General features: G+C 70.6%; 23 protein-coding genes and 2 pseudogenes. 12 read left to right on the top strand and 13 right to left on the bottom strand.

Annotated elements, in window-relative coordinates; translation table 11 throughout:
- Nucleotides 1-91: 91 nt before the first annotated feature.
- From OG747_RS42585 to OG747_RS42570, 4 genes are all read right to left on the bottom strand, one after another.
- A complete protein-coding gene (locus OG747_RS42585; protein ID WP_405884684.1) occupies nucleotides 92-2,959 on the bottom strand; it encodes a SpoIIE family protein phosphatase in 2,868 nt (955 codons plus the stop codon).
- Between the two features lie 141 nt (nucleotides 2,960-3,100).
- Nucleotides 3,101-4,069: a cyclase family protein gene (locus tag OG747_RS42580; protein ID WP_405884683.1), complete on the bottom strand. Its 969-nt coding sequence runs from the start codon at nucleotides 4,067-4,069 to the stop codon at nucleotides 3,101-3,103.
- A 230-nt stretch (nucleotides 4,070-4,299) separates the two neighbouring features.
- Nucleotides 4,300-4,476, bottom strand: a complete 177-nt coding sequence (locus OG747_RS42575) for a hypothetical protein (protein ID WP_405884682.1) — start codon at nucleotides 4,474-4,476, stop codon at nucleotides 4,300-4,302.
- Nucleotides 4,473-5,924 carry a purine-cytosine permease family protein gene (locus tag OG747_RS42570; RefSeq protein WP_405884681.1) on the bottom strand — a complete coding sequence of 484 codons (1,452 nt, stop codon included), beginning with the start codon at nucleotides 5,922-5,924 and terminating at the stop codon, nucleotides 4,473-4,475. Before OG747_RS42570 ends, OG747_RS42575 begins: the two co-directional genes overlap by 4 nt.
- Nucleotides 5,925-6,468: 544 nt before the next feature.
- On the opposite strand from OG747_RS42570, the gene OG747_RS42565 reads away from it, so the two are divergent.
- The 3 genes and pseudogenes from OG747_RS42565 to OG747_RS42555 all read left to right on the top strand — a co-directional run bounded on the left by OG747_RS42565 (nucleotide 6,469) and on the right by OG747_RS42555 (nucleotide 8,805).
- Complete coding sequence (locus OG747_RS42565) at nucleotides 6,469-7,566, top strand: hypothetical protein (RefSeq protein ID WP_405884680.1); 1,098 nt, start codon at nucleotides 6,469-6,471, stop codon at nucleotides 7,564-7,566.
- A 56-nt stretch (nucleotides 7,567-7,622) separates the two neighbouring features.
- Nucleotides 7,623-8,171 (top strand): annotated as a pseudogene (locus OG747_RS42560) (molybdopterin dinucleotide binding domain-containing protein); the annotation flags it as partial.
- Nucleotides 8,161-8,805: a protein-L-isoaspartate(D-aspartate) O-methyltransferase gene (locus OG747_RS42555; RefSeq protein WP_405884679.1), complete on the top strand. Its 645-nt coding sequence runs from the start codon at nucleotides 8,161-8,163 to the stop codon at nucleotides 8,803-8,805. The pseudogene OG747_RS42560 and the gene OG747_RS42555, both read left to right, overlap by 11 nt.
- 5 nt (nucleotides 8,806-8,810) lie before the next feature.
- On the opposite strand, the gene OG747_RS42550 is transcribed toward OG747_RS42555, so the two are convergent.
- Nucleotides 8,811-9,263 (bottom strand): YbhB/YbcL family Raf kinase inhibitor-like protein, encoded by a 453-nt coding sequence (locus OG747_RS42550; protein WP_266988595.1) that lies wholly within the window; start codon nucleotides 9,261-9,263, stop codon nucleotides 8,811-8,813.
- A 111-nt stretch (nucleotides 9,264-9,374) separates the two neighbouring features.
- On the opposite strand from OG747_RS42550, the gene OG747_RS42545 reads away from it, so the two are divergent.
- On the top strand, nucleotides 9,375-9,935 hold the full coding sequence (locus tag OG747_RS42545) for a nucleoside-triphosphatase (protein ID WP_405884678.1): 561 nt from the start codon (nucleotides 9,375-9,377) through the stop codon (nucleotides 9,933-9,935).
- Between the two features lie 189 nt (nucleotides 9,936-10,124).
- Here OG747_RS42545 and OG747_RS42540 read toward each other — a convergent pair whose 3' ends face one another.
- A complete protein-coding gene (locus OG747_RS42540) occupies nucleotides 10,125-10,547 on the bottom strand; it encodes a secondary thiamine-phosphate synthase enzyme YjbQ (protein WP_405884677.1) in 423 nt (140 codons plus the stop codon).
- Nucleotides 10,548-10,677: 130 nt separating this feature from the next.
- Here OG747_RS42540 and OG747_RS42535 point away from each other — a divergent pair, with 130 nt between their 5' ends.
- Both OG747_RS42535 and OG747_RS42530 read left to right on the top strand, forming a co-directional pair.
- A complete protein-coding gene (locus OG747_RS42535) occupies nucleotides 10,678-10,875 on the top strand; it encodes a hypothetical protein (RefSeq protein WP_405884676.1) in 198 nt (65 codons plus the stop codon).
- Nucleotides 10,876-10,976: 101 nt separating this feature from the next.
- A complete protein-coding gene (locus tag OG747_RS42530) occupies nucleotides 10,977-12,101 on the top strand; it encodes an NAD(P)-binding domain-containing protein (RefSeq protein WP_405884675.1) in 1,125 nt (374 codons plus the stop codon).
- Between the two features lie 18 nt (nucleotides 12,102-12,119).
- Here OG747_RS42530 and mltG read toward each other — a convergent pair whose 3' ends face one another.
- Nucleotides 12,120-12,962, bottom strand: coding sequence for an endolytic transglycosylase MltG (mltG, locus tag OG747_RS42525; RefSeq protein WP_405884674.1), 843 nt, complete (start codon nucleotides 12,960-12,962; stop codon nucleotides 12,120-12,122).
- A 43-nt stretch (nucleotides 12,963-13,005) separates the two neighbouring features.
- Complete coding sequence (locus OG747_RS42520; protein ID WP_405884673.1) at nucleotides 13,006-14,805, bottom strand: ABC transporter ATP-binding protein; 1,800 nt, start codon at nucleotides 14,803-14,805, stop codon at nucleotides 13,006-13,008.
- Between the two features lie 157 nt (nucleotides 14,806-14,962).
- On the opposite strand from OG747_RS42520, the gene OG747_RS42515 reads away from it, so the two are divergent.
- Nucleotides 14,963-15,418: a MarR family winged helix-turn-helix transcriptional regulator gene (locus OG747_RS42515; RefSeq protein WP_405884672.1), complete on the top strand. Its 456-nt coding sequence runs from the start codon at nucleotides 14,963-14,965 to the stop codon at nucleotides 15,416-15,418.
- A 320-nt stretch (nucleotides 15,419-15,738) separates the two neighbouring features.
- Here OG747_RS42515 and OG747_RS42510 read toward each other — a convergent pair.
- From OG747_RS42510 to OG747_RS42500, 3 genes and pseudogenes are all read right to left on the bottom strand, one after another.
- Nucleotides 15,739-15,945 (bottom strand): annotated as a pseudogene (locus OG747_RS42510) (cation:dicarboxylate symporter family transporter); the annotation flags it as partial.
- Between the two features lie 50 nt (nucleotides 15,946-15,995).
- On the bottom strand, nucleotides 15,996-17,657 hold the full coding sequence (locus OG747_RS42505) for a peptide-N4-asparagine amidase (RefSeq protein WP_405884671.1): 1,662 nt from the start codon (nucleotides 17,655-17,657) through the stop codon (nucleotides 15,996-15,998).
- 87 nt (nucleotides 17,658-17,744) lie between these two features.
- Complete coding sequence (locus tag OG747_RS42500; protein WP_405884670.1) at nucleotides 17,745-18,488, bottom strand: L,D-transpeptidase family protein; 744 nt, start codon at nucleotides 18,486-18,488, stop codon at nucleotides 17,745-17,747.
- A 381-nt stretch (nucleotides 18,489-18,869) separates the two neighbouring features.
- Between OG747_RS42500 and OG747_RS42495 the strand changes: the two genes are divergently transcribed.
- From OG747_RS42495 to OG747_RS42480, 4 genes are all read left to right on the top strand, one after another.
- Nucleotides 18,870-20,690 (top strand): ABC transporter transmembrane domain-containing protein, encoded by a 1,821-nt coding sequence (locus OG747_RS42495; protein ID WP_405884669.1) that lies wholly within the window; start codon nucleotides 18,870-18,872, stop codon nucleotides 20,688-20,690.
- On the top strand, nucleotides 20,687-22,468 hold the full coding sequence (locus OG747_RS42490; protein ID WP_405884668.1) for an ABC transporter ATP-binding protein: 1,782 nt from the start codon (nucleotides 20,687-20,689) through the stop codon (nucleotides 22,466-22,468). The genes OG747_RS42495 and OG747_RS42490 overlap by 4 nt, the downstream gene beginning before the upstream one ends.
- 264 nt (nucleotides 22,469-22,732) lie before the next feature.
- Complete coding sequence (locus OG747_RS42485; RefSeq protein WP_405884667.1) at nucleotides 22,733-23,203, top strand: DUF5709 domain-containing protein; 471 nt, start codon at nucleotides 22,733-22,735, stop codon at nucleotides 23,201-23,203.
- 32 nt (nucleotides 23,204-23,235) lie between these two features.
- Complete coding sequence (locus OG747_RS42480; protein ID WP_405884666.1) at nucleotides 23,236-23,511, top strand: type B 50S ribosomal protein L31; 276 nt, start codon at nucleotides 23,236-23,238, stop codon at nucleotides 23,509-23,511.
- A gap of 162 nt (nucleotides 23,512-23,673) precedes the next feature.
- On the opposite strand, the gene OG747_RS42475 is transcribed toward OG747_RS42480, so the two are convergent.
- A complete protein-coding gene (locus OG747_RS42475) occupies nucleotides 23,674-23,916 on the bottom strand; it encodes a hypothetical protein (RefSeq protein ID WP_405884665.1) in 243 nt (80 codons plus the stop codon).
- Between the two features lie 210 nt (nucleotides 23,917-24,126).
- Between OG747_RS42475 and OG747_RS42470 the strand changes: the two genes are divergently transcribed.
- Nucleotides 24,127-24,255 carry a hypothetical protein gene (locus OG747_RS42470; RefSeq protein WP_405884664.1) on the top strand — a complete coding sequence of 43 codons (129 nt, stop codon included), beginning with the start codon at nucleotides 24,127-24,129 and terminating at the stop codon, nucleotides 24,253-24,255.
- A gap of 371 nt (nucleotides 24,256-24,626) precedes the next feature.
- Here OG747_RS42470 and OG747_RS42465 read toward each other — a convergent pair whose 3' ends face one another.
- The gene (locus OG747_RS42465) at nucleotides 24,627-25,421 is read right to left on the bottom strand and encodes a metal-dependent hydrolase (protein ID WP_405884663.1); all 795 of its coding nucleotides are present in this window, start codon (nucleotides 25,419-25,421) and stop codon (nucleotides 24,627-24,629) included.
- Between the last annotated feature and the right edge of the window lie 102 nt (nucleotides 25,422-25,523).

Raw genomic sequence — 25,523 nt, 5'->3', positions numbered from 1 at the left:
GGGTCAGTGGGCCGCCCGGGCATTCCACGTGTCCGACGGTCGCGTCTCGCATGTCCGACGGTCCCGTCCACCGGATGACGTGCTCAGCCCCTCAGGCGACGTCGAGCCCGCATTCGGCCCAGATGACCTTGCCTTCGGGCAGGTAGCGCGTACCCCAGCTCTGTGACAGCTGGGCGACGAGGAACAAGCCACGGCCGCCCTCGTCGGTGGTGGCCGCCCGGCGCAGGTGCGGGGCGGTGTCGCTGGTGTCGGCAACCTCGCAGATCAGGGTGTGGCCGTCGTGGAGGAGCCGTACCCGGACGGGCCCGGCACCGTGGCGGATGGCGTTGGTGACCAGCTCGCTGAGCATCAGTTCCGCGGCGAACGCGGCCTCGTCGAGTCCCCAGTCGGCCAGCTGCTGGAGGGCGGCGGCGCGGACTCCGCTGACCAGGGCCGGGTCGGCGGGCAGGTCCCAGGTGGCGATCCGGTGAGGGTCCAGGACGTGGGTGCGGGCGACAAGCAGGGCGATGTCGTCGCAGGGGTGGGCGGGAGCCACGGTGTCCAGGACTGCCTGACAGGTCTCCTCGGGTGTGCGCTCCGGGTGGGCCAGGGCTCCGCGCAGCTGGTCGAGGACCACGTCGACGTCGCGGCACCTGTCCTCTATGAGTCCGTCCGTGTAGAGGACCAGTTGGCTGTCCTCGGGGAGGTGGATCTCTGCGGATTCGAAGGGCAGGCCCCCGAGGCCGAGAGGGGGCCCGGCGGGCAGGTCGGGGAATGACACGGTGCCGTCGGGCTGTACCAGCGCGGGCGGAGGGTGGCCGGCACGGGCCATGGTGCACTGCTGTGAGGTCGGGTCGTAGATGGCGTACAGACAGGTCGCGCCGATGATGCCGACACCGGCGGCGGCGGGATCCTCCCGGTCCAGGCGCCCGACGAGGTTGTCGAGGTGGGTGAGGACCTCGTCCGGGGGGAAGTCGAGTTCGGCGAAGCTGCGGGCGGCGGTGCGCAGCTGGCCCATCGTGGCGGCGGAAAGCATGCCATGGCCGACGACGTCGCCGACGAAGAGACCGATACGGGTGCCGGAGAGGGGGATGACGTCGTACCAGTCTCCGCCCACGTCGGACTCGGCGGGGAGGTAGCGATGGGCGACCTCGACGGCGTCCTGATCGGGCAGACCGTGCGGAAGCAGGCTGCGCTGCAGGGTCAGGACCATGGTGCGTTCGCGCGTGTAGCGCCGGGCGTTGTCGATGGACAGGGCGGCACGATTGGCGAATTCCAAGGCCAGCGAGCGGTCGTCGTCACCGAAGGGAGCCGGGTCCTGAGCGCGGTAGAAGCTGGCGATGCCCAGGACCACGCCGCGGGCGACCAGGGGGACCACGATGAGGGAGTGGACCTCGGTGAGCAACCGCTCGGTGTGCTCGGGGTCCTGGGAGAGCCAGCCCGCGGCGACCTTCAGGTCCGGCTCCAGCACTGCCTGCCCGCTGGTCAGACAACGCAGCTGGGGCGTGGTCGGGCCGAAGTCGACCAGCTTGCCGACCGGGCTGAAGGGAAGGTCGTCGCGGATGCCGTGGACCACCGTACGGTGCAGGTCACTGCGGGGGTCGGCGGACTCCTCGCCGCGCAGTACGGCCTCGGGCAGGTCGATGGTGACGAAGTCGGCCAGTCGCGGCACCGCCGTCTCGGCGAGTTCCTGGGCGGTGCGGCGCACGTCCAGGGTGGTGCCTATCCGGGCGCTGGCCTCGGACAGCAGCTCCAGGCGGCGGCGCGCGGCCAGGGCGTACGTCCCCACGCCCACCTCACCCACCATCACGAGCCCTCTCGCCGGGGGCTGAGAGTCGCGGTGGTCGTCCGCCACGCCACCCCTGCCGGCCGTGGCGAACCGGCCGGATGCGGCGTCGGAAAGATGCCTTGACGGCGGGGTGACGGAGAGAGGCCCGGGCGCCGCGGCGACGGAAACGGGGCCGGACGGCGGGGCGACAGTGACGACGGCGGACTCGGCGGGGAGGCGCAGCGGCTCGTCGCCCCGGCTCGGGACGGCGAGGGGCTCTCGCGATGCGGGGCCGGCGAGGACCGCCTCGATGGCGACGCCTTCCACCCCCGACCCGCTCGTCATCGGACGGCTCACGAGCGTGACCTGCCGGCCGTCGAGCAGGGACACGTCGACTGCGGCCCGCTGCGCGCGGGAGATCAGCTCGGCTGCCTTCTCCATGAGGATCGCCCGGTCACGGGAGTGCAGCTCGAAGGCAAGTTCGTCCATCCCGATGCTGCGGTGAAGGCCGACGGCGGCATCGGCTCCGATGTCCAGGTACGTCCGCAGCAGAGCCCGCTCACGCGCGGAGCTCTGCCTCAGCAGCCGCAGCTCGATGGCCTCGGCCGCCTTGCGTATCGTGATGGCCAGCGCCCGGTCCTCGGTGCTGCTCGGATAGCCGAAGCACAGGACGCCCTCGATGCGGCCACTGAGCGGGTCGCGGACGGGAAGCGCGCGGCAGGCGCTTCGCTGAGAGCGCTCGGCGAAGTGCTCGGCACCGTGGACCCGGATGAGTCGCCGCTCCGCCAGTGCGAGACCGATGCCGTTGGTACCGGCGAACCGCTCGGAGAACACGAATCCCGGGACGCGCTGAATCGCCGGGAGTCTTCTGGCCAGCGACGCCTCTCCGAAACGGCGCAGGAGGACCGTCCCGTTCGCATCGGCCACAGAGATGTTCATCGCGCTGCCGGCGAACTTGGCCTGCAGCCGGTCGAGCACAGGGACGGCCGCACGGACGATCCGACCGTCCCGATCGAAATCGTCCCGGAAGGGAAGGTCGGACTGGTCGGGCGAGAGGCCCAGGGAGCGGCTGCGCCGCCACGAATTCAAGATCGGTGTGCGCACGCCCGCCTCGACCGGCTCACCCTGAAGAAACCGCTCACGGGAACGGGCGGGCCCTGTGCCGCCTGTCGCACGCCCCGTCGGCATCGGTACCCCGCCGGACCGAACCACGCTGCGCCTCACTCGCGTCTTCGAAAATCCGCTTTTCGAAATAATCTGTTACTGACGAGAATACGGTTATTAAGGGTATGAGTCACGGTTCGTAAGGTTTCGCACGGGCTATCACCGTACGGGCCGTTACCGTACGGGCCATCACAGGACCGCGACCGGGTTGATGGGCGAACCCGTCCCGCCCGGAACGTTCAACGGCGCCACGACGAGCAGGAACTCATGCCGGCCGGCCTCGGCGGTCGCGGCCGAGAGCGCTTCCAGGTCGAGGTTGTCCAGCAGCGGCACGCCCATCGCGGCCGCGGCCAGGGCGTGGACCGGCGAGTGCACGCCGTCCACGGGCGAGGGCCGTACGTCACTGTCGCCGTCACCGCCGAGCAGCACGATGCCGCGCTCGGCCAGTAGCGGTACGGCGTCGACGTGGAAGCCCGCGCTCGCCGTGTCGGGGTCCCAGGCACCGAGTTCCCGGCGGCGGCGGATGTGTCCGGAGCGCAGCAGCACCGCGTCGCCCTCGCCGATCGTCACATCGAGCGCCTTCTCCGCGGCGATGATGTCCTTCGCGTGCACCGCCTGTCCCGGCTCCAGCCAGCGGATCCCGAGGACGGCGGGGAGGTCGAGGAGCACACCCGTCGTGACGAGGGGCCCGAGTGTCGACACCGCGCCGAAGCGGGCGCCTGCCGCGTCGACGACCTCGCGTGCCGTCCGGCCGTCGTAGAGCTGCCCTCGGTAGGCGATGTGGCACAGCGCGTCGAGATGGGTGACGCCCTTGCCGTGGTATTCGACGGCGATGAAGTCCTTGTATGCGGAAGGTTCCGGGGTCTCCACGTCACCGAGATCGGTCATGTGGTGCAGAGCGGGCTTGCGGTTGTCGGGTCCGGGCCGGGTGTTCCAGGGCAGCGCCATCGGGACGACCCTCCCGGACCGCACCCTCGCCGTGGCCCGCCGCACATGGTCCGCGGTCACACGGTTCCAGGCACCGCGGTCGGCCGGGACCCAGCGACCCCACGTGCGGACCGTGTCGAAGAGTGCGTCGAACTCCCGACGGGAGACGGCAGGCCCGTTGCCGGTACCGGTCGGCCCGGGACTCGGGGCGTCGGCGGAGCTGGAACTCATCTGCATTCACCGCTCCCAGTTTCGGCACCATTCACCGCTCCCGGTTTCGGCAGCCGCTCCGGCGGCGGGATGTCACCGGGCGCGATGTGGATCGCGATGTCGGGGCGTGCGCCGGGTCGAGGCCTTGACGTCATGGCCTTGACGTCACGGCCATGACGTCAAGGCCATGGCGTCGAGGCCATGACGCGAAAGAGTGCCGTCCTCGTGATCAGAACTCCAGCTTTGCACAATCACGGCGTGGCCTCGGCCGACGGGAACCCGGCCAGGGGCGACCACGTCGCCGCGCTCCGGGCGGGAACGCCTGGGCCGCGGAACTGGACCGGCTCCGAGACGCCGGGTACGAAGGCCACGTAGGCATCGGAGCGCATCCACTCGGCGACAGCCGTCACGCCTACGCAGACGGTCACGGCTCTCGGTGTTCGTGCGCCGCCGATTCCAGCGCCACGGCCTCCGCCTCGGCCACGCGTGCCTCGGCTTCGACGTCGATCGATCGGGTGAGCAGCCAGTAGAGCACCGCGGAGACGGGCAGCCCGATGAACAAGGAGATGTCCGCGCCGCCGAGCGCATGGGCGGCGGGTCCGACGTAGAGCGTGCCGACGGAGAAGAACGGCACCATGACGGCGAAGCCGACCAGGTACGCGATGATGCCGTGCCAACCCCAACGGCCGTAGATGCCATGCGGGTTGAAGATCTCGGCGACCGCGTAGTGACCCCGGCGCACCACGTAGTAGTCCATGAGGTTGACCGCGGTCCATGGAATGAACAGGTAGAGCACCAGCAGCAGGAAGTTGTTGAAGTTCTCCAGAAAGTGGGCGGTGGCGGCCAGCGCACCCATCACGGAGAGCGCCGCGGTGAGGCCGATCGTCACGAGCCGTACGGCGAGGGTCGGCCGCACTCTCTTGAACGAGTCGATCGCGCTGATGAGCGTGAGGGACCCGCCGTACATGTTCAGCGCGGTCACCGAGACCAGCCCCAGTGCGGCGAACAACAGTACGATCGCGCCGAACCCGCTGAAGACCTTGTCACCCGCGGCGTTGATCGAGCGGATCGTCTCGAAATCCTTGCCCGCCCAGGCGGCGAGCAGCGCCCCGAGCGTCATCAGCCAGATACCGCCGAGCGCCGACCCGAAGTACGTCCAGTAGAAGGTCTTACGGACGGTCACGTCCGGAGGGAGGTAACGGGAGTAGTCCGAGACGTAGATGGCCCAGCTGATCTGGTATCCGGCGACCACGCCGAACTGCGCGAGGAACGGGGTCCACTTGAAGCCGCCGAGGTCGAAGGAGCCGGCGGGATAGTGCAGGGTGAGCAGCACGCCCACGGTGAAGATCCCGAAGACGACCAGGAAGGTGTAGGTGAGGATCCGCTCGGCGCGATGGATGATGTCGTAGCCCACCAGCGCGATGACGAGGGCGATGAGTGTGACCACGACGACCCACAGCTTGACGCCACCGTGCACCGTGGCGTGCAGGGCCTCCCCGGCGAGGATCGTGTTGAAGACGTTGAATCCGGCGTACTGCACATAGGCGAACAGCCACACCAGGAGGGCTCCGACGTAGCCGAACTGCGGCCGAGACTGGATCATCTGTGGCAGGCCCAGCTGCGGGCCCTGCGCGGAGTGGAAGGCCATGAAGAACGTGCCGAGGATGGCACCCGCGGCGATCGCGATCAGCGACCAGATGAGGTTGCCGCCCTCGGTGATGCTGATCAGTCCCACCGCCAGTGTGGCGATCTGCGCGTTGGACATGAACCACAAAGGCCCCAGATGCCACAGCTTTCCGTGCCGCTCGTCCAAGGGGACGTAGTCGATGGAGCGGATTTCCAGACCTGATACCCGTGGCTGCGATGTTGTGGTCACGAACGCCTCCTGTGAGGTGGTTCACCAGGTAGTGAGAAGATTCATCACCTGTGGCCACGTTCACCCCCCGAGCCATACCGGTCAAGGAGGGCCGTACTGGTCGGTGTGTCCGACCGGTACGCCGGAATACGTGACCGGTTACGTTCGGGGGTTCGGACGACGCCAGCGATTTTGAGGGGCCTGAGCGAAAGCAACCCCGGAGGCGTGTGGGTAAGTTGGGTGCCCCTCCTGATGGCGAGGAGTCTGCCGGCCGGCAGTGCGGACGGTTCCGGCGGTTCGGCCAAAGGGGTGCGTCACCCGTGGCGCGTAGGGGCGGATGTGGCCAACGAGGACATCACCATCAAAGCCGAGCAGAGGACACCTGACCGAGACGACTCAACCGCGCACGTCACCGCCGGCCGGTGAGCTCATCGCGGAGGACGTCGGCTGCTGCAGGCCGGCGCCTGACCGCCCCGCGTTCCGCACCGCTTTGCGCTCGTCGAGCTCCATCGCCCCTCGGGGCGCGCATCATCAAAGGAGGGGGGACCATCGACGAGGAGTGGCGATGAGGTTGTCGTTCCTTGAACCCCTCTACGCGGAGCCGGGCCCGTTCGCCTCCGTGTACCTGGACACCTCCCGAGACGGCGAGCATCCCGAGCGGGCGATCGCGCTGCGCTGGCGGCGGCTGCGCGAGAGTCTGTCCCGTCAGGGTTCGGACCGGGCGCTGCTGAACGTACTGGAGGAGGCGGTCGGCGCCGACACAGAGGTGCCGGGGGTACACGGTCAGGCCATCTTCGCCGCCCACGGCACGCTCGTCCTGGACGGGGAGCTGCCCAGGCCGCCCGAGCACGACTCCGCGCGCTACAGCACCCTGCCGGACGCGATGCCCCTGGTCACCCAGCACGTTCCGGAGATCCCCTACATGGCCGTAGTCGTCCACTACGGCGGCCTTCCGACCGCCGAGACCCACGGCTGGGTAACTCTGGAGGCGGAGACCGGCACCTGGCCCGCGTCCACCGTCACCCCAGGTGAGCGGCTGCACCGCAGGGTCGCGGTGGCGACCTGGCACCGCACCTCCCTCCGGCTCGGCCACCGGCTGGACGAACGGGCGCGGCGCGCCCATGCCGATGCCGTCGTCGTGGGCGGGGACGAGTGGGCGTGCAACGTACTGATCCGCCGCCTGCCGCACACCCTGCGGGACAAGGTCGTTCGCGTGGGCGGCCGGACCCCCACCGACACCGGACGCGCCCTGTTGGAGCCGCAGCTCGACAGCGTCTTCCGCGGCCGCATGGCCGCGCACGACCGGGAACTCGTGGACATCTTCATCGGCCGGCGTGCCCTGGACGGACCCGTGACGGAGGGGCTGGCCGCCACCGTCGCCGCCCTCCAGCGCGGCCAGGTCGCGGCACTGCTGCTGAACCGGCCGCCAGGGTCTTCGCTGCGGCTCTGGGCGGGCTCCCAGCCCACTCAGCTCGCCCTGACCGAGGCGGAGCTGATGTCCTTCGGCGTGCGGGCCCCGCGCGAGGAACGCGCCGACGAGGCCCTCGTCCGGGCCCTCGTCGGCACCGGTGCCGAGCTGGTCGTCGTACCGGAGAGCGAGCTGAGGCTGTACGAGGGCGTGGGCGCCCTGCTGCGGTACACCGACCCGGGGACCCCGTCCTGACGCCGGCACGCTGCGCCTCCCGGATCACGGGTCGCCCCTTGCGCCCGACCGCCCCGGCCGGCTTCGAGGACTTCAACGCCCGGGCGGCCCGGCCCGGTGGCTTTCGGCTGCCCAACCCCGTGAACGAAGGAACGTTCCCCACCCCCGGCGGCAGGGCCGTCTTCACCCGCAACTCCTACGCCATGCTGCGGGCGCCCCAAGGGCATCTGCTGTTGCAGACCCTGCGCTCCCACGGCCAGTGGAACACCGTTCCGTACACGGACAACGACCACTGTCGCGGCGTGCAAGGCACCCGGCGCGTCGTACTCGTGAGCCCGGCGGACCTCACCGCCCTCGGGCTCTCCGACGGCGAACGGGTGGACCTCGTGAGTGTCTGGACGGACGGCATCGAGCGCCGCGCGGAGGACTTCCGGCTGGTCGCCCACCCGACCGCACCCGGCTGCGCCGCCGCCTACTACCCGGAGACCAATGTCCTGGTGCCGCTGGACAGCACGGCCGAGATCAGCAACACGCCGACGTCGAAGGGGATCGTGGTCAGACCGGAACGCACCACGACCGGGGCCGCCGGCGCCACCGCCACGGCCCCGCGGTCCGATGGCCCATGAAGGGACCCCCAAGGACCTGGTCCGCGCGGCCCACGCCGTGGGCGTGACCGACGACCGTCTCCTGGAGGCCGTACGGAGCATCCCCCGGGCGGAATTCGTCCCCGCGGACGAGGTGGCATCCGCGTACCGGGACACACCCGTTCCGCTCCCCCACGGGCAGGTGACCACCCAGCCCTCGCTGATCGCCATGATGGTCTCCGCTCTCGGCCTCACCGGAGACGAACAGGTCCTGGAGGTCGGGACCGGATACGGCTGGCAGACCGCGCTGCTGGCCCGCTTGGCCGCGTACGTCGTCAGCGTCGAGCGCCGGCCCGACCTGGTCGACGAGGCCCGCCTGCGGCTGGCCGGGCAGGGCGTCGGCAATGCCGAGGTCGTACTCGGCGACGGGACCCTCGGGATGCCGACCCGTGCCCCGTACGACGCCGTCATCGTCTGCGCGGCCTTCCCGCGAGTGCCTGAGCCGCTCGTGGATCAGCTCCGCACCGGTGGCCGGCTCGTCCAGCCGATCGGACAGGGCGGGCAGGAGCGCGTCGAGCTGTACGAGCGGCGGGCCCGCGGCCTGGTGCACCGCAGGACGGTCACCGCGGCCCGGTTCGTCCGGCTGTACGGCGCCCATGGCTACGGCCAGCGGTGACGCGCTCAGCGCTGATAGGTCCCGACCAGGGTGCCGGAGGCCAGCTCCCTGCCCTTCAGGGCACGGTGCACGTCCTCGGCGCCCGGGTGGTCGTGCAGCGGCAGCGGCTCGGACAGGGCGTACAGGCGGAAGAAGTAGCGGTGCGGCCCGTGCCCCGGTGGAGGCATCGGCCCTCCCCAGCCCACGCGGCCGAAGCCGTTGGGCCACGGCAGGCCCCCGTGGGGCTTCTGGCCCTCCGCCGCCCCGGTGGTCCCCGGATCGATGCCGGTCACCAGCCAGTGCAGGAAGGTCGTCCCCGGCGCGTCCGGGTCCTCGCACAGGAGCACCAGCTCCGTGGCCTCGTGGGGCACCCCCGACCAGGTCAGGGGCGGTGAGATGTTCTCACCCTCCCCGCTGTACCGACGGGGGATCACCGTTTTGTCGTCGAACGCGGTGCTGCTGAGTTCAATTCCGCTCATGCGCGCCGCCATACCCGCAATGGCGGCGCCGGCACCGGTCCGCACCCCCAAAACCCCCGTTCGGCCGAGCCCACCCGGGCCGCCTCCGGAAGCTGGGGTGAAGATGGCAGTGTGCCGACAAGGATCCTGCTCGAGGGCCGCCCTGGCGCGGGCAAGACGACCGCCCTCCGTCGACTGGCCGCGCTGCTGCCCACCCACGCGGCCACCGGCTTCACCACGGAGGAGATCCGGCAATCCGGCGCCCGCGTCGGTTTCGCCCTGGAGACCCTGGCAGGCCGGCGGGAGGTGCTCGCCCATGTCGACCTGCCCGGTCCGCCACGGGTAGGGAAATACGGCGTCGACCTGGGCGTCTTGGAACGACTGGCGCTGCCGTCGCTTCGGCCGGCAGCAACCGAGGAGGCAACAGGGCGGCTGGTGCTCATCGACGAGCTGGGGCGGATGGAACTGGCGTGCACGGCGTTCCGGCACGCGGTCGACGCGCTGTTCGTCGCGGAGGTCGACGTCGTCGCCACGGTCCACACGCACCGCGATCCGTTCACCGACGCCCTCAAGCGGCGCGCTGACATCGAGGTCCTCCAGCTCACTCCGGCAAACCGGGACGTCCTGCCGGGGGAACTCGCGGCCCGGCTGCAGCAGCCCCGGACGCACGGAAGGCCTCCCTCTCACGGATGAGAGACCGGCCTCCGACCCGCTGAAAGCAGAGTCGGGGCGACAGGATGTGAAGTCGCCGGTCGGTGCGACCGGCGACGCCCACTACCAAGGGTCAGTGCCTGCCCACCGAGTACGCGGCCGGCATCGCCTTCACCACCCGGTTCGGCGCCCGCCCCTCGTGTACGGCCGGATATCGCGCCTACAGTGCCGCTACCCGAGGAACGACAGCCGGACCTGACGCTCCGAATTATCCCTGTTCGTATCCACCAGACACACCGACTGCCACGTCCCCAGTTCCAGCCTCCCGCCCAGCACCGGCAGTGTCGCGTGGGGCGGGACGAGGGCGGGAAGTACGTGGTCGCGGCCGTGACCGGGGCTGCCGTGCCGGTGTTGCCAGCGGTCGTCCGCGGGGAGCAGGGAGTGCAGGGCGGCGAGGAGGTCGTCGTCACTTCCGGCGCCGGTTTCGATGATGGCGATTCCGGCGGTCGCGTGAGGTACGAAGACATTGAGGAGGCCGTCTCGGCCGGCTGCCGCCTCGCGGAGGAAGGCCTCGCAGTCGCGGGTGAGGTCGAAGATCGTCTCCGCAGAACCGGTGGTGACGTTCAGGACTCGGGTGGTGAAGGCATCGGACATGACCCCAATTCTCACCCGCAGGTCGGGCTTCGCATCGGCCCGGCCGATCGCCCTGCGATGCGAACCGCCCCGTGAGGCGAACCGCCCTGCGATACGAATGGTCCATTCCGCGTGACACCACTGACCGGACATGGAGCAGCTGGCTGCTTTCGGCCGCATGTTGCGTTCAGCCATGCTCACCACGCGCGCTCACATCGGCCTGCTGCGGGTGGCCTCCGCCGATAAAGGGTGGGTCTCGTCCGGGGTGGCGCGGGCACCGCTCTCGTCGGGGCGCGGCGCACCGATTCCGGTCGCAGGGGTCGCCGACCGGCAGGACACGCGTCACTGACCGGCAGGACACGCCTCGCGGGCCTCCCGCACTGCTCGTCGGGTGGCTCATAGGGGTCGCCCTCCGGGAAGATCCCGGACCCCGGTCGAGTTAGTGGAAGCGTGAACAACACCGGGGTGCAGGCGCGCGAGGTCGATGTCGTCGTCATAGGCGCTGGGCAGGCAGGACTGTCCAGCGCCTATCACCTGCGGCGCACCGGTTTCGAGCCGGAGCGGGACTTCGTGGTGCTGGATCACGCTCCGCGTCCGGGCGGCGCCTGGCAGTTCCGCTGGCCGTCGCTGACGTACGGCAAGGTGCACGGGATGCACTCGCTGCCCGGTATGGAACTGGAGGGCGCGGACGCCGCGCGGCCGTCCTCCGAGGTGATCGCGGAGTACTTCGACACCTACGAGCGCACCTTCGACCTGCGCGTACGGCGACCCGTCGAGGTGAAGGCGGTCCGGGAGGGTGAGGGCGGGCGGCTGCTCGTCGAGACCTCCGGCGCTACCGGGGCCTCCAGCAGTACCGGGGCCTCCGGTGCGACCTGGTCGACGCGGGCGCTGATCAATGCCACGGGTACCTGGGACCGGCCGTTCTGGCCGCGCTATCCGGGCCAGGAGACCTTCCGCGGGCGGCAGTTGCACACGGCACAGTACCCCGGGCCCGAGCAGTTCGCCGGGCAGCGGGTGGTCGTCGTGGGCGGTGGTGCGTCCGGCACCCAGCATCTGATGGAGATCGCACCGTACGCGGCCGCCACCACCTGGGTGACGCGGCGGCCGCCCGTGTTCCGTGAGGGGCCCTTCACCGAGGACTTCGGCCGGGCGGCCGTCGCGCTGGTGGAGGAACGGGTCCGGCAGGGGCTGCCGCCCAAGAGCGTCGTCTCGGTGACCGGACTGCCGCTCAACGACGCGATCCGGCAGGCTCTGGACGACGGCGTACTGGACCGGCAGCCGATGTTCGACCGGATCACCCCGGACGGTGTGGAGTGGGCCGACGGGCGTCATGTCGACGCGGACGTCATCCTGTGGGCGACCGGCTTTCGCGCCGCCATCGACCATCTGGCACCGCTGCGACTGCGCGAACCGGGCGGCGGCATCCGCGTCGAGGGGACCCGTGCGGTCGCCGATCCGCGGATCCATCTCGTCGGGTACGGGCCCTCGGCCAGCACGATCGGCGCCAACCGGGCCGGGCGCGCGGCGGTACGGGACATCAGGAGGCTGCTGGCGGGAGCGTCGGTCGCCGCCTGAGGTCCGTACGACGGCCGTTCAACGGGTCGGCGACGCGGTGATGCGGTTCCGGTTGAACTCGGCGACGTTCTTCTGGTGCTCCTCGTAGCTGGCCGTGAAGCGGGTGTCGCCCGGCTTGACCGTGACGAAGTACAGCCAGTCACCCGGGGCGGGATTGATCGCGGCGCGCATCGCATCGTCGCCGGGGTTGGCGATCGGCGTGGGCGGCAGCCCCATGCGCTGGTACGAGTTGTAGGGACTCTCCAGCTTTGCGTCGTTCGTGGTCGTGGTCAGCTCGGAGCGGTTCAGCGCGTAGTTGAGCGTGGAGTTCATCTGCAGCGGCATGCCCCGCTCCAGGCGGTTGAAAATGACCCGGGACACCTTGCCCATGTCCGCCTTGGTGGCGGCCTCGGCCTGGATGATGCTCGCGATGGTCACCGCCTGGTAGACGTTCATCGCGTTGCGCTGGGCGCCGGCGGTGACGGGGCTGCCCCTGAACTTCTTGTTCGCGGTGTCGACCATGCACCTCAGCAGGGACTCCGGGGTCGCCTGCTCGTCAAGGGTGTACGTCGCCGGGTAGAGGTAGCCCTCGGGGTTGCCCTCCGCGTCGTTGGGCAACTTGAGGTTGGCCTTGGCCAGGGACTTCTTGGTGGAGCCCGGGGGCAGAGCGAGGGCCTTGTCGACGGCGTTGTACACCTGACCGGCGCGCCAGCCCTCCGGGATCACGAGGGACGCGGGCCGCGTCTCCTCGTCTCCCGCGGCCAGGATCAGCAGCGGCACCGCCACGGCGGTGGCCACCACGACGGCTCCGGTCGCGATGAGGGCGACCCGGCCCCGGCGCGTCAGTCGAATCGTTTTCCGTGGCGGAGTGTTCATCTGCATGCGGGAACGGTAACCCGCTAAAGCTCACAAACCCGGCATATCGTCATCTTGTCGGCTCCAGTTGGGCGTCCCGGCGAACCAGGGCGGCATAGCGCCCGTCCCGGGCCACCAGCTCCTCGTGCGTGCCGCGTTCGACCGCACGGCCGGAGTCCAGGACCACGATCTGGTCGGCGCCCCGAATGGTGGACAGCCGGTGGGCGATGGTGAGCGTGGTCCGGTTGGCCGACAGGGCGTCGATGGCCTGCTGGACGGCGTGCTCCGTACGGGTGTCCAGGGCGCTGGTCGCCTCGTCGAGGATGAGCACGGGCGGGTCGCGCAGTATCGTACGAGCGATGGCCAGGCGCTGCTTCTCGCCGCCGGAGAACCGGTGGCCACGCTCGCCCACGACCGTGTCGTACCCGTCGGGCAGCGAGGCGATGTGGTCGTGGATCTGGGCAGCCCGGGCCGCCGCCTGCAGCTCCTCGTCGGTGGCGTCCGGCCGGGCGAAGCGCAGGTTGTCCGCGACCGAGGCGTGGAAGAGGTACGTCTCCTGGGAGACGACACCGATCGCGCGTGCGAGCGTGTCGAAGTCGAGGTCGCGCACGTCGACCCCGTCCAGCGTGACCCGGCCGCCCGTGACGTCGTACAGCCGTGGCACCAGATAGCTGAGCGTGGACTTGCCGGAGCCGGTCGGGCCCACGACGGCGAGACTGCCTCCGGCGGGGACGGTGATGTCGATGCCGTCGAGGATCGGGCCGCTCTTGTCGTCGTAGTGGAACTCGACGTCCTCGAAGCGGATCTCGCCCTTGACCTGGTCGAGGTGGACCGGGTGCTCCGGTTCGGTGATGTCGATGGGCAGGTCGAGGTACTCGAAGATGCGCTGGAAGAGCGCCAGCGAGGTCTGGATCTGCACGCCGGTGGACAGCAGGCTCACCGCGGGGCGGAACAGGCCCTGCTGGAGCGAGACGAAGGCGACGAGCGTACCGAGCGAGACCGACGGGCCGCCGAGCTGGAGGGCCATGCCCGCGGCCCAGTAGATGACCGCCGGCATGGCGGCCATGACGATGCCGATGACGGACATCCGCCAGCGGCCCGCCATGTTCGACTTCACCTCGAGGTCGACCAGGCTGTCGGACTCGGCCTCGAACGCCTTGGTGAGCGAATCGCCGCGGCCCATCGTGCGGCCGAGCAGGATGCCGCTGACGGAGAGCGACTCGGTGACGGTGGCGGCCATCGCGGCCATCTGCTTCTGGCGCTGAGTCGCTATCTTCTTGCGTTCGTTGCCCACGCGCCGGCTGATCCATACGAAGACCGGCAGCAGGAGCAGCGAGACGACGGTGAGCCGCCAGTCCAGGGCGACCATCGCGACGATCGTGGCGACGACGCTCGTGAGGTTCGAGACCAGCGAGGTGGCGGTCGAGGTCACCGTCGCCTGCATGCCGCCGATGTCATTGGCGATGCGGGACTGGACCTCGCCGGTGCGGGTCCGGGTGAAGAAGGCGAGCGACATGCGCTGCAGTCGGCCGTACACGGCGGTGCGCAGGTCGTGCATGACGCGCTGGCCGACGGTCGTGGAGATCAGGGTCTGCAGGACGCCGAAGATGCCCGTGACGACCGCGCTGAGGATCATGCCGAACGCGAGCAGGCTCAACAGGCCGGTGCGACCCTGGGGGATCGCGACGTCCAGGGTCTCCTTCAGCAGGAAGGGGGTCGCGACGGAGACGAGGGACGAGGCGCCGACCAGCAGGCCGACGATCGCGAGGCGGCCGCGGTAGGGCCGGAAGAGCTTCAGGATGCGGCGCACCTGCCGTGGCTGTTCGCCCTCGGCGGGTGACGGGGTCCAGGTGGGTTGGTCGGGACGCATGGGCTCCTACGGGAGGTGAGGCGACGAGTGTGGGTGACGACCACGGGCGTGCCCGTCACGCGAGTGACGGCCACGGAAGCCATGAGACGACGGCTTCCGGAGCCTAGCTCATTGTTACCTATACTCACAATGAACGGCATCCTGTTATTGTTCCCGTATGACCACCCCCGATGCCGACGGCCTGCTCGCCGAGCAGTTGCTGCGGCTGACCCGTCGCGTGCACCGCATCCAGAAGCGCCATCTGGAGCAGCGCGGGCTGGGCATCACCCCGGCCCAGTCCCGGCTGCTGCGTACGCTCGCGCACTACAGCTCACCGCCACGCATGGCCGATCTCGCCGAGCGCCTGGAGGTGGTGCCCCGGGCCGTGACCACGCTGGTGGACGGCCTGGAGGCGAGCGGAAAGGTGCGCCGGGTCCCGGATCCCACCAATCGGCGGGTGATCCGGATCGAGGTCACGGACGAGGGGCACAGGGCACTGCAGGAGCTGCGCGGGGCGCGCCGGTCGGCGGCCGAGGAGATCCTGGCTCCCCTGACGGACGAGCAGCGCGAGGTGCTCGGCGGGCTGCTGGACACACTGGTGGACGGCATGCCCAGGCTGGAGCACCGCTGCTGAGGGGTCGCCGTGGGCGGACTTCTGGAGCAGTGCCGCCGATGGCGAGAGGGTTGGCGCGACGCTCAGTGCGACGACCAGCGCGGCGGCCGACGGAGGGGCGCTGCGCGAGGACGCCTGAGCAACCCGACGGGCCGCGGCTCCTCCTCCGTAGCGCCGAAGTGGGAACGCGCGGCCCGTCCCTGGTCGGTCAACCGGCCTCGGGAGCGGGCTCCTTGGCCGACCGGGCGGGGACCTCGGCCTTGGTCGACTCGAACCCCGACCGTGCGGGCACTTCCGCCTGCGGCTGGTCGCCTTCCTCTACGAACGCGATCTCGCCGTCGGAGCGTGCCGATGGAGAGATGGATCGAGGCGCCGTCGAGGTTGAAGGAGTAACCGGTGGGCAGCACCAGGCCCACAGCGTCGTCGCGGCAGCCCGCCTGGCGCAGCTTCTGCATCATGCGGGGCATGACGGTCTCGCCGGAAGCGGTACCGAGCGCGAGCAGTATCTCCTCACGGGTGTAGCGGGCGAACTTCCAGAGGCTAAATCCTGGAACAGACGTGCCGTTCCTCATCAGTGGGCCCAAGAGTCCCAGCGGGCTCAGCAGTTGCTGCGGTCTCCCGTAAGTACTCCCTGCTCAGTGACCAGTCCGTGGTCGTAGCAACCGTCCGAGCCGTAGAGCCGGTAGCGCTCGCTCGTCGTAGCGACCGCGTGCCGTTGGTCGCGCGGCACGTTCGCCGTATACGTCGCGTCGCCGGCGTACGAGTCGTCGAGCCGTGACCACATGGTGCGCCGCCCGCCGAGCGCCTCGTCGACCGCCGCCCGGTCGCCGAGCGTCAGGACGGTCCGCAGGCGGTCGTCCGCGCCGAGCGTCGTGGCGGCGTCCATCGTGTACGTCCGGTGGGTGCGTGTCGTCCTGACCGGTCCGCGCCCGCCGACGGTGACCGTCTCGTCGTCGGCCCAGGTGGCCTTCAGTCCGTCCGTGTTCTCGCCGTCGGTCCAACGGTGCACGGAGGCGTTCGCAAGCGTGCGACGGACGGTGGTCCGCACCCGGCCGTGCGAGGTGTCGACGTACCCGGACGTCGTCAGCCGGTGGCCGCCCGCGGTGTCCAGGCGTTCCTCCGAACCGGGCGTGTACGTGGTGGAGTTGGCGAGGTCGCCCGCTTTGACCTCGGTGAGCGCGCCGCTCACGTGCGCGCGCTTCGCGTCCTGCCAGACGAGGACGTTGACGGGGGTGCTCCAGCCGGTCTGCCCCTCGGGGACGCCCACGACGGAGACGTCGACCCGGTGCGGACGACCGTCGTCGAGGAGACCGGCGTAAGGCGTCAGGTCGTATTCGATCGGCTTGATGTCGAAGGCGCGCGGGCCCGGGATCACGTACCAGAGGAAGGGGTTGGACCAGCCGCCGGTCCACACGGTCGGGAACGGCTCGGCGATGCCCGCGAGGTGGCCGTCGACCTTGATCTGCACCTCGCGGTAGGGGCCGTTGTCCGCCTTGCAGGAGTACGGGGCCGGGTCCGGCACCGTCAGGTACCAGTTCTCCTCGCAGCCGCCGCCGGACCCGGTCGCGTACACCTCGGCGACGACGCGCTCGCTGTTGCGTGGTGTCGTGAGGGTGCCGTCCTGGAGGGTGAGGACACGGTCGGGAATCGCGGCGGGCTTCGCGGCTCCTGCCTCCGCGTAGAAGGTGAGCGTCACCTTCACGTCGAGGACTCCGGTGTACGTGTCGTCGACGACGTTTCCGATGAGCATCTCGACGTCGCCGCCACGGCGGAACGTGTCGCTGTAGCGCGTCACGTCCTTCTCGACCGACCACTCGATGCCGTCGGGCGAGGGCTCCGGGGTGGACGTGCGGAAGATCTCCACGCCGCCGATGTGCAGATAGCCGAGCCGGTCGAACTGCCGTCCCTTGACCTTGCCGTCAAGCCGCAGGACGACCTTGCTCCAGCGGTCGCCGCAGCCGCTCGGCGGTGTGTACGTGCCGCGGTACGGCGTGAAGTCACGGAACTGTGCCTCGGCGACCGTCACGGCACAGGACTTGGCGGCGGGTTTCGATATCGGCGGGGCGGCGGTCAGGGGGTCGTGCCAGTCGGTGCCGAACTCGGCGGGTGCGTCGGCGACCACGGCCGCGGACCGGGCGACCGGGCCGGCGGACCCGGCAGTGCCTGCCGACGGTGCCGCCGAGGCGGGGCCCGCTCCCAGGAAGGTGCTCGCCGTGAGGATCACTCCAGCGAGCATGGACATGACGATCCGTCTTCTCATGTGCGGTGTTCTACGGGGGAGTCGGCCCGCCCCGCAATGGGTACTCGGGGACGGCACGCCGTGGAACACCCCGGTCGGCCACGGCGGCTACGCCTTCAGATCGGCCTTGTCCCCCATCACGATGACAGGGTGCAGCTTCGGGTCGAGCTTCTGCAGGAGGTACTCCATGGCCGACTTGGACACGCTGACACACGCGGACGTACCGCTGCCGTGGTCCATGTGCAGCCAGATGCCGCCGCCCTTCGTCTCGCCCAAGGGGCGGTCCGGGTTGTCGGGCGGGGTGCCCGGACGGCGGTTGTAGTTGATGGCGACGATGTAGTCGAAGTCGTGCCAGTGCGACTTGGCCCAGTCGTGGGGCGCCTGATAGGCCGCCGAGTGGTCGTACGGGAGCAGGGCGCCCGGGTCGTCGAGCACTCCGCCCGCGTCGGTGAGCGAGAAGACCCCGACGGGGCTGCGCTTGTCGTCCTCGTGATGGTCGGTGGTCCAGCCCTTCGTCCCGTTGTGCGCGCGCCAGGAACGCTGCACCTCCCAGGTGGAACCGGACTTCGTGTACAGCACGACCGTGGAGTCCGCGGAGTTCCTGCCCTCGCCGTAGACCGCCACGACCTGGTGGGAGTGGGACGGGATCCGCGCCCGCAGGCGGTCGCCGACGTCCGGTATCCGGGTGAGATCCGCGGTGCGCGCGGGGCGTTCGGCCTCGGGACTGGCTCCGCCGTGCCCCTTCACCGCGCCGCTCCCCCCTTCCGAACCACCGCAGGCCGACAGGAACACAGCAAGGACCCCGCATGCCGCCACGGTGAGCCCCGTACGTATCGCACCGCCGTTTCGCATGCGGCCCATCGTCGCATCACGTATCGGACGAATATTCCCCACCCCCCTGACTTCTCGGGCACGTGTCGCCTTCCAGGCACGCGTTCGGCGGGGCGCAGGTGGTCCCGCCTTCGCCCCGAACCCCCTGTCCCCAACCCTCGCCCCCCGAACTCGCTTCCCGATTCACCGTCCTGAATCCCCGCCCTGAATCCCCGCCCTGAATCCGTGTCCTGATTCCGTGTCCTGATTCCGTGTCCTGGAGAGAAAACCGTTTGCATCCGGCCACGCCGCGACGCGAACCTTTCACGGTTTGCTGCCGACCTCCGCGGTCGGCCGGTTGCCGGAACCACCCGGCTTCCCTCACCTTCTGACCTCACTCCTTACACGAGCCACTGGGACGTCATGCAGATTCAAGACCTTCCCTATCCCGACCCGGGTGTGCCGGACGCGCGCTCGGGTCCCCGATTCCTGTGGTGGCTCGGCCGGAATCAGCTCGGCGGGCAGTTCAAGGCCCTCGCCTGGGGGCTTGTGCACTTCGTGGCCGTCTCCGGGCTGCCGTTCTGCGTCGGCCTCGCCGTCCAGGCCGTCGTCGACCACTCCGGCACGCGACTCGCCCTGACCGGTGGGCTGCTGGCGCTGTGCGGCGTCTGCATCGCGCTGGGCGACACCATGCTGCACCGGGCAGCGGTCACCAACTGGATCACCGCCGCCGCACGCGTCCAGCAGTTGCTGGCCCGCAAAACCGCCCAGTTGGGCTCCGCCCTGACCCGGCGCGTCGCCGCCGGCGAGGTCGTCGCGGTCTCCACGGGCGATGTCGAGAAGATCGGCTGGTTCGTGGAGGCCCTGTCGCGGTTCGCGGCGGCCGCCCTGACCGTCGTGCTGGTCTGTGTCGGCCTGGTCGTCTACCAACCGGCGCTGGGCGTACTCGTCGCCGTGGGCGTGCCCGTCCTGGCACTCGCCGTGCTGCCGCTGCTGCCCCGCGCCACCCGGCGCGCCGACCTCCAGCGCGAGAAGGCCGGACGCGCCACCGAGCTGGCCTCGGACACCGTCGCCGGCCTGCGCGTACTGCGCGGCATCGGCGGCGAGGAACTGTTCCTCGACCGCTACCGCCGCGCCTCCCAGGAGGTCCGCCGGGCCGCCGTACGCAGTGCCCGGATGTGGTCGCTGATCGCGGCCATCCAGGTGCTGTTGCCCGGTCTGCTGATGATCGCCGTCATCTGGCACGGCGTGCACCTGGCCCGCGACGGCCGGATCACGGTCGGCGAACTCGTCACCGTGTACAGCGCGGTCATGCTGCTTGCCTACCCCTTGCGGCACTTCGTGGAAATCGCCATGGCGTACTCCTTCTCCCGCCCGTCCGCCAAGCGCGCCGCCCGCGTGCTGTCCCTCGAACGGGCCATGGACAGTGGCGGATCACGCCCGGCCGAGGTGCCGGACGGCGATCTGTACGACCCCGCGACCAGGCTGCTCGCACCCGCCGGTCAACTCACCGCCGTGGTGTGCGGCGACCCGGACGCGGCGGGCGTGCTCGCCGCACGACTGGGGGGCCACCCCGCGGAGGAGGGCACCTCGGTGCTCCTGGGGGGCGTACCGCTCGACGAGTTGCCGCTCGACTCCGCCCGTACGGCCGTCCTCGTCCAGGACAAGGACCCGGTGCTGCTGTCCGGCTCCCTGCGCGAACTGCTCGACGTGCCCTCCTCCGGTGCGGTGGGCGCCGCCGATGCGCTGGCCGCCGCACAGTGCGGCGACGTCCTGGACGCGCTCGCCCAGGGGTCGCTGGACGCCGAGGACCCGATGGACGCCCGCATCACCGAACGCGGACGATCCCTGTCGGGCGGCCAGCGCCAGCGCCTGGCACTGGCCCGGTCACTGATCACGGATCCCGAGGTACTGGTTCTGGACGAGCCGACGTCCGCCGTCGACTCGCACACCGAGGCACGGATCGCGGACGGCGTACGCGCCCTGCGCGCCGGGCGCACGACAGTCGTCTTCACCTCCTCACCGCTGCTCCTGGACCACGCGGACCGGGTCGTGCTGGTGCACGAGGGCGAGGTGACGGCGGTCGGAGTGCACCGCGAACTGGTGCACAGCGAGCCCCGGTACCGGGCCGTGGTCACCCGGGAGACGGATGACGAGGCAGCGCGGAGCCACGTGCGGGAAGAAGACGAGGCCGCCATGGACGGCGTGCTGGAAGCACTGGAAGAAATCGAGGAGACCGCATGATCGGCCTGGCGCCACCGGCCTACGACCCGGCGGCCCCGACGACGGCGAACACCCTGCCCGTCGGCGCCCCCGCGACCGTACGCGCCTACGTGGCCGAACTCTTCCAACGGCACCGCCGGGCCTTCCTGCTGCTCATCAGCGTCAACACGGTGGCCGTAGTGGCCTCGATGGTCGGGCCGTACCTGCTGGGCTCGATCGTGGAGCGGGTCTCGGACCACGCACGGGAGCTCCATCTGGAGCGCACCGCCGCGCTGTTCGTCGTCGCACTCGTCGTACAGGCCGTGTTCGTGCGCGAAGTGCGGCTGCGCGGGGCCGTGCTCGGCGAGCGGATGCTGGCCGATCTACGCGAGGACTTCCTCGTACGGTCGGTCGGGCTGCCGCCGGGTGTCCTGGAGCGGGCCGGCACGGGCGACCTGCTGTCCCGCATCACCACGGACATCGACCGGCTCGCCAACGCGATGCGCGAGGCCGTGCCGGAGCTCGCCATCGGCGTGGTGTGGGTGGCACTGCTGCTCGGCGGACTCGCCGTGACCGCGCCACCGCTCGCCCCCGCCGTACTGATCGCCGTGCCCATCCTGCTGATCGGCTGCCGCTGGTACTTCAAGCGCGCACCGTCCGCCTACCGCTCGGAGGCCGCCGGTTACGCCGCCGTCGCCGCCGCCCTCGCCGAGACCGTGGACGCGGGACGCACCGTCGAGGCGCACCGCCTGAGCGAGCGCCGCATCGATCTGTCGGAGCGCCGGATCAAGGAGTGGACGGCCTGGGAGCGCTACACGCTCTGGCTGCGCTCGGTACTCTTCCCGGTCGTCGGCGTCACACACGTCATGGTCCTCTGCTCGGTCCTGATGATCGGCGGGGTCTTCGTCCTGCGGGGCTGGATCGGTGTGGGCCAGCTGACGACGGGCGCGCTCATCGCGCAGATGCTCGTCGACCCGGTGGGCCTGATCCTGCGCTGGTACGACGAGCTGCAGGTCGCCCAGGTCTCGCTGGCCCGGCTGGTCGGCGTCCGGGACATCGAGCCGGCCGCGGGCGATCCGGAGATGATCCCGCACGGGCGAGACGTGCGCGCGGACGAGGTGCGCTTCGGGTACCTCGCCGGAGTGGACGTGCTGCGCGAGGTCTCCTTGCAGGTCCCGCCCGGCACCCGGCTCGCGCTGGTCGGCCCGTCCGGCGCGGGCAAGTCCACGCTGGGCAGGCTGCTCGCCGGGATCTACGCACCCCGGGACGGCCGCGTCACGCTCGGCGGCGCCGAACTGTCCCGGATGCCCGCCGAGGCGGTCCGCTCCCACGTGGCCCTGGTCAACCAGGAGCACCACGTCTTCGTGGGCTCCCTGCGCGACAACCTGCTGCTCGCCCGGACGGGAGCGGACGACGCCGAGCTGTGGGCGGCGCTGGGGGCGGTCGACGCGGACGGCTGGGCGCGGGCGCTGGACGACGGTCTGGACACCGAGGTCGGCTCGGGCGGGCTGGCGCTCACCCCGGCTCAGGCCCAGCAGATCGCCCTGGCCCGGCTGGTCCTCGCCGATCCGCACACGCTGGTCCTGGACGAGGCCACCTCGCTGCTGGACCCGCGCGCGGCCCGCCACCTGGAACGCTCGCTGGCGCGTGTCCTCGACGGCCGCACCGTCGTCGCCATCGCCCACCGGCTGCACACCGCCCACGACGCGGATGTCATCGCCGTCGTGGAGAACGGGCGGATCAGCGAGCTGGGCAGTCACGACCGGCTGGTCGCGGCGGACGGCGCCTACGCGGCGCTGTGGCGGTCCTGGCACGGGTGAGCGAGCCCTGCCGGTGCGGCCCGCGCTCGCGCGTGGCAGCGGTCGCACCGGCGCCCCGGGCCCCCTCCGCGGGCGGACCCGCCCCACGTCGGACCGTGTGGCGTTGCGCAGTGCCGAACGGGGGTGGAAGTCTGGATATCGGCACGGGCTCGGGGAACGCCCGGCAGCCACCCGGTTCGCGAGGGGCGAGGTCTGTGCCGCGCGGCCCGCGCCCGCCGTCGAGCGCGGTGGGACCGGGCTCGCCCGCATCACCTGGAGGTACCCGTGGACAGCGCCGACGGATGGGGAGACGACGTCTACCAGCCCGACGGATCCGAGGTGCAGGACGACGCCGGGCTGCTCGACGCCGAGGACACCCTGCTGTCCGACGGCGTCGGTGACCCGCTCGACCGGGGCTGGTCCCCGCCGGAGCGGCCGTGGGCGGTCGAGCACTCCGGGGTGACCGCCGCGGAGCGCCGGCAGGGCGAGACCCTGGACCAACGCCTCGCGGAAGAGATGCCCGACCTCACCGAACCCGGCGGGGACGGCATCGGCGACTGCCAGGGCACCGACGGCGAGCCCTGGGACAACGAAGTGGGCGCCAGCCGCTCCGGCCGTCTCGTCGCCCCCAATGAAGGAGCGCACGAGGATGACGAGAGCGGACTGATCGCCACCGACGTCGGCATCGACGGCGCCGCGGCCTCGGCCGAGGAGGCCGCCATGCACATCGTCGACGAGGACACCCTGTCCAGCTGACCGGCCCCCGCCCCTCCCCTCAAGGAGCACCCATGCAGCAGGACAAGCACCCCGACTACCACCCCGTCGTCTTCCGCGACCGCGCGGCAGGCTACGCCTTCCTCACCCGGTCCACCGCGACCAGCGACCAGACCATCGAGTGGGACGACGGCGAGGCCTACCCGGTCGTCGACGTCGAGATCTCCTCGGAAAGCCACCCGTTCTACACGGGCAAGGCCCGAACCGTGGACTCGGAGGGACGCATCGCCCAGTTCGAGAGGCGGTACGGGGGTGCGGGACAGGGCGCGGGGAAGGACGCGACGGCGTAAAAGGCCATAGACGGCGTGAGGGGCCATAGTGGCACTTTCCGCCCCTGAGCCGCACTCGTGGCTTCACCTCCAGAAGCGTACGGTTCCGGGCCTGCCTGGGACGACGCGGTCACCACACCGCCGCCTTCCCGTGCCGCCGCCCCATGTCTCCCCCTCATCCGTTCAACACACGCGACCGATCTCCGCCCTTGAGGTGGCCGGCAGCGCTCCCAGCAATTGGGCCACCTCGTCCCGCCACGCTCGCAACTCCGCCGGGGTCGGGGACAGTTCGTAGCCGTGATAGTGGCGGGCCCGGCTGAGCCCGGTCCATACGGCCGACCAGCAACGGACTGTGTCGGCTCCGGCGTACGACTCCAGGCACAAGGCCTGGGCGTGCATGGGGCAGTCGGCCAGTTCGGGGCGCACGCGGCGCCAGTAGCGGCGCCGCGCCTCCTCCAGCGCGTACCGCAGCAGCAGGGCCGCGGCACGCGGCCGGACCTTCGTGGTGGACGCGGTCGCCGTGCCCAGCAGACGGTCGGCGCGACTCCGTCAGCGTCAGCGTCAACGCGAAGATGCGCGCCGAGCGAGAGCTGCCCGTCCCGGTGTCGGTGAGCCCCGACAGAACGATCTTCATAGGTGCTCACATCAAGCTGGACCACCGAGGCGCCGTCTCCCCCACGCCTGCACTTCGACGACGACACCGGCGGCAGCACGGGGAAAATCTGGGTCGGCTCTCTCGGCCGGCACCTGACGACCACGCTCTAGAACTGACACGCTCTCGAACTGAAGGGAGCGGAAAACCGGCAGCAAGCAGCCGGAGCGCTCCTGCTTCGCAAGCGTGCCTGCCGGCATGCCCGCGGCAAGTCTTCCCTGGTCAGAGTTCTCCCGCCGACACATGCAGACCAGCCGGCCGCGCAGACTCCGGTGCTCATCAGATTCCGGGGCCGCCGCCACTACGGCCCCGGCACCTGCTGAGCGCCGGCCCGCCACCAAGCTGGGGCCGGAGCGCTGTGTCGCGTGTCTGTAGGGGTGCTCACGGCCAGCCGGAGGAGGGGGCGAGAGCCACCCCTCCCGGCCCGGCCCGGCCAGGCCAGGCCAGGCCAGGGATAGTCTCCGCGTATCGTCCCGGCTCAGATTCAGATGACGTTGAGCGCCGCCGCGCAGCCCACCCCGCCGAGCAGCATGAACACCGGCATCAGGACCTTGAGCTCGACCCAGCTGCCGGCCCGGAAGCGCATGGCCTTGGGCGGGCCTATCGGGTACCAGCGCTTGCGGCCGACCGGGATGGGCCACAGGACCGGGCAGCCGGACACCGTGAGCGCGTCCCCTATGTCGTGCACCAGGGCGCCCAGGACGATCGGCAGGCCGAGCCACAGGTACCCCTGGCCCGGTGCGGTGAACAGCCAGTCCGAGCCGTTGCCCGGCTTGTCCAGGACTCCGGCGAGGATCCAGGCGCTGGTCGCGGCCAGCAGCCAGACCAGAATGTCGCTGCTGGAGCCGCGGGCGGCCCGCCACAGCAGCCCCTCGATCGCGAGCACCATGTGCACGAAGAGGATGGCCAGGACCGCCCAGCGGCCGCCAGTGATCGCCAGAACCGCGGTCCCGGCACCGATCAGCACCGCCCACAGCCAGGTGTGCGTCAGCGTGCGGTGGCCACCGGAGCGCCGCGGGTCGCCCGGCTTGCGGGTCGACTTGTAGACGGCGTACGAGAGCTTGTCGACGATCTCGCACAGGGTCCGTGAGACGGGTCCGAAGGCCCGCGAGATGGTCGCCGCCTTGTGGTCCAGGTCGGGGGCGAGCGCGGCACCCGCGCAGATCAAGGCGCCGACGAGGAGGACCGGCCAGGGCATGGTGTGGCCGGCCGCGGCCGCCGCCGCTCCGACGCCGAGCCAGGCTGCTGCTCCCGACAGTGAGTGTGCTGGTCCCATCATGGCCGTTCCCCGCCCCATTCCTCTTGTGCCGCTGTCCCGTTGCCCGCGTACGCTGACGCCTCGTCGGCGCCACAGCGTAGCGTTCGCGATCTTCGGACGAGC

Origin of the sequence: Streptomyces sp. NBC_01384, assembly GCF_045040035.1 — a bacterium.
Lineage (GTDB): Bacteria > Actinomycetota > Actinomycetes > Streptomycetales > Streptomycetaceae > Streptomyces.
The sequence above is the reverse complement of the archived record's forward strand: the minus strand, read 5'-3'. Positions and strand labels throughout refer to the sequence as shown.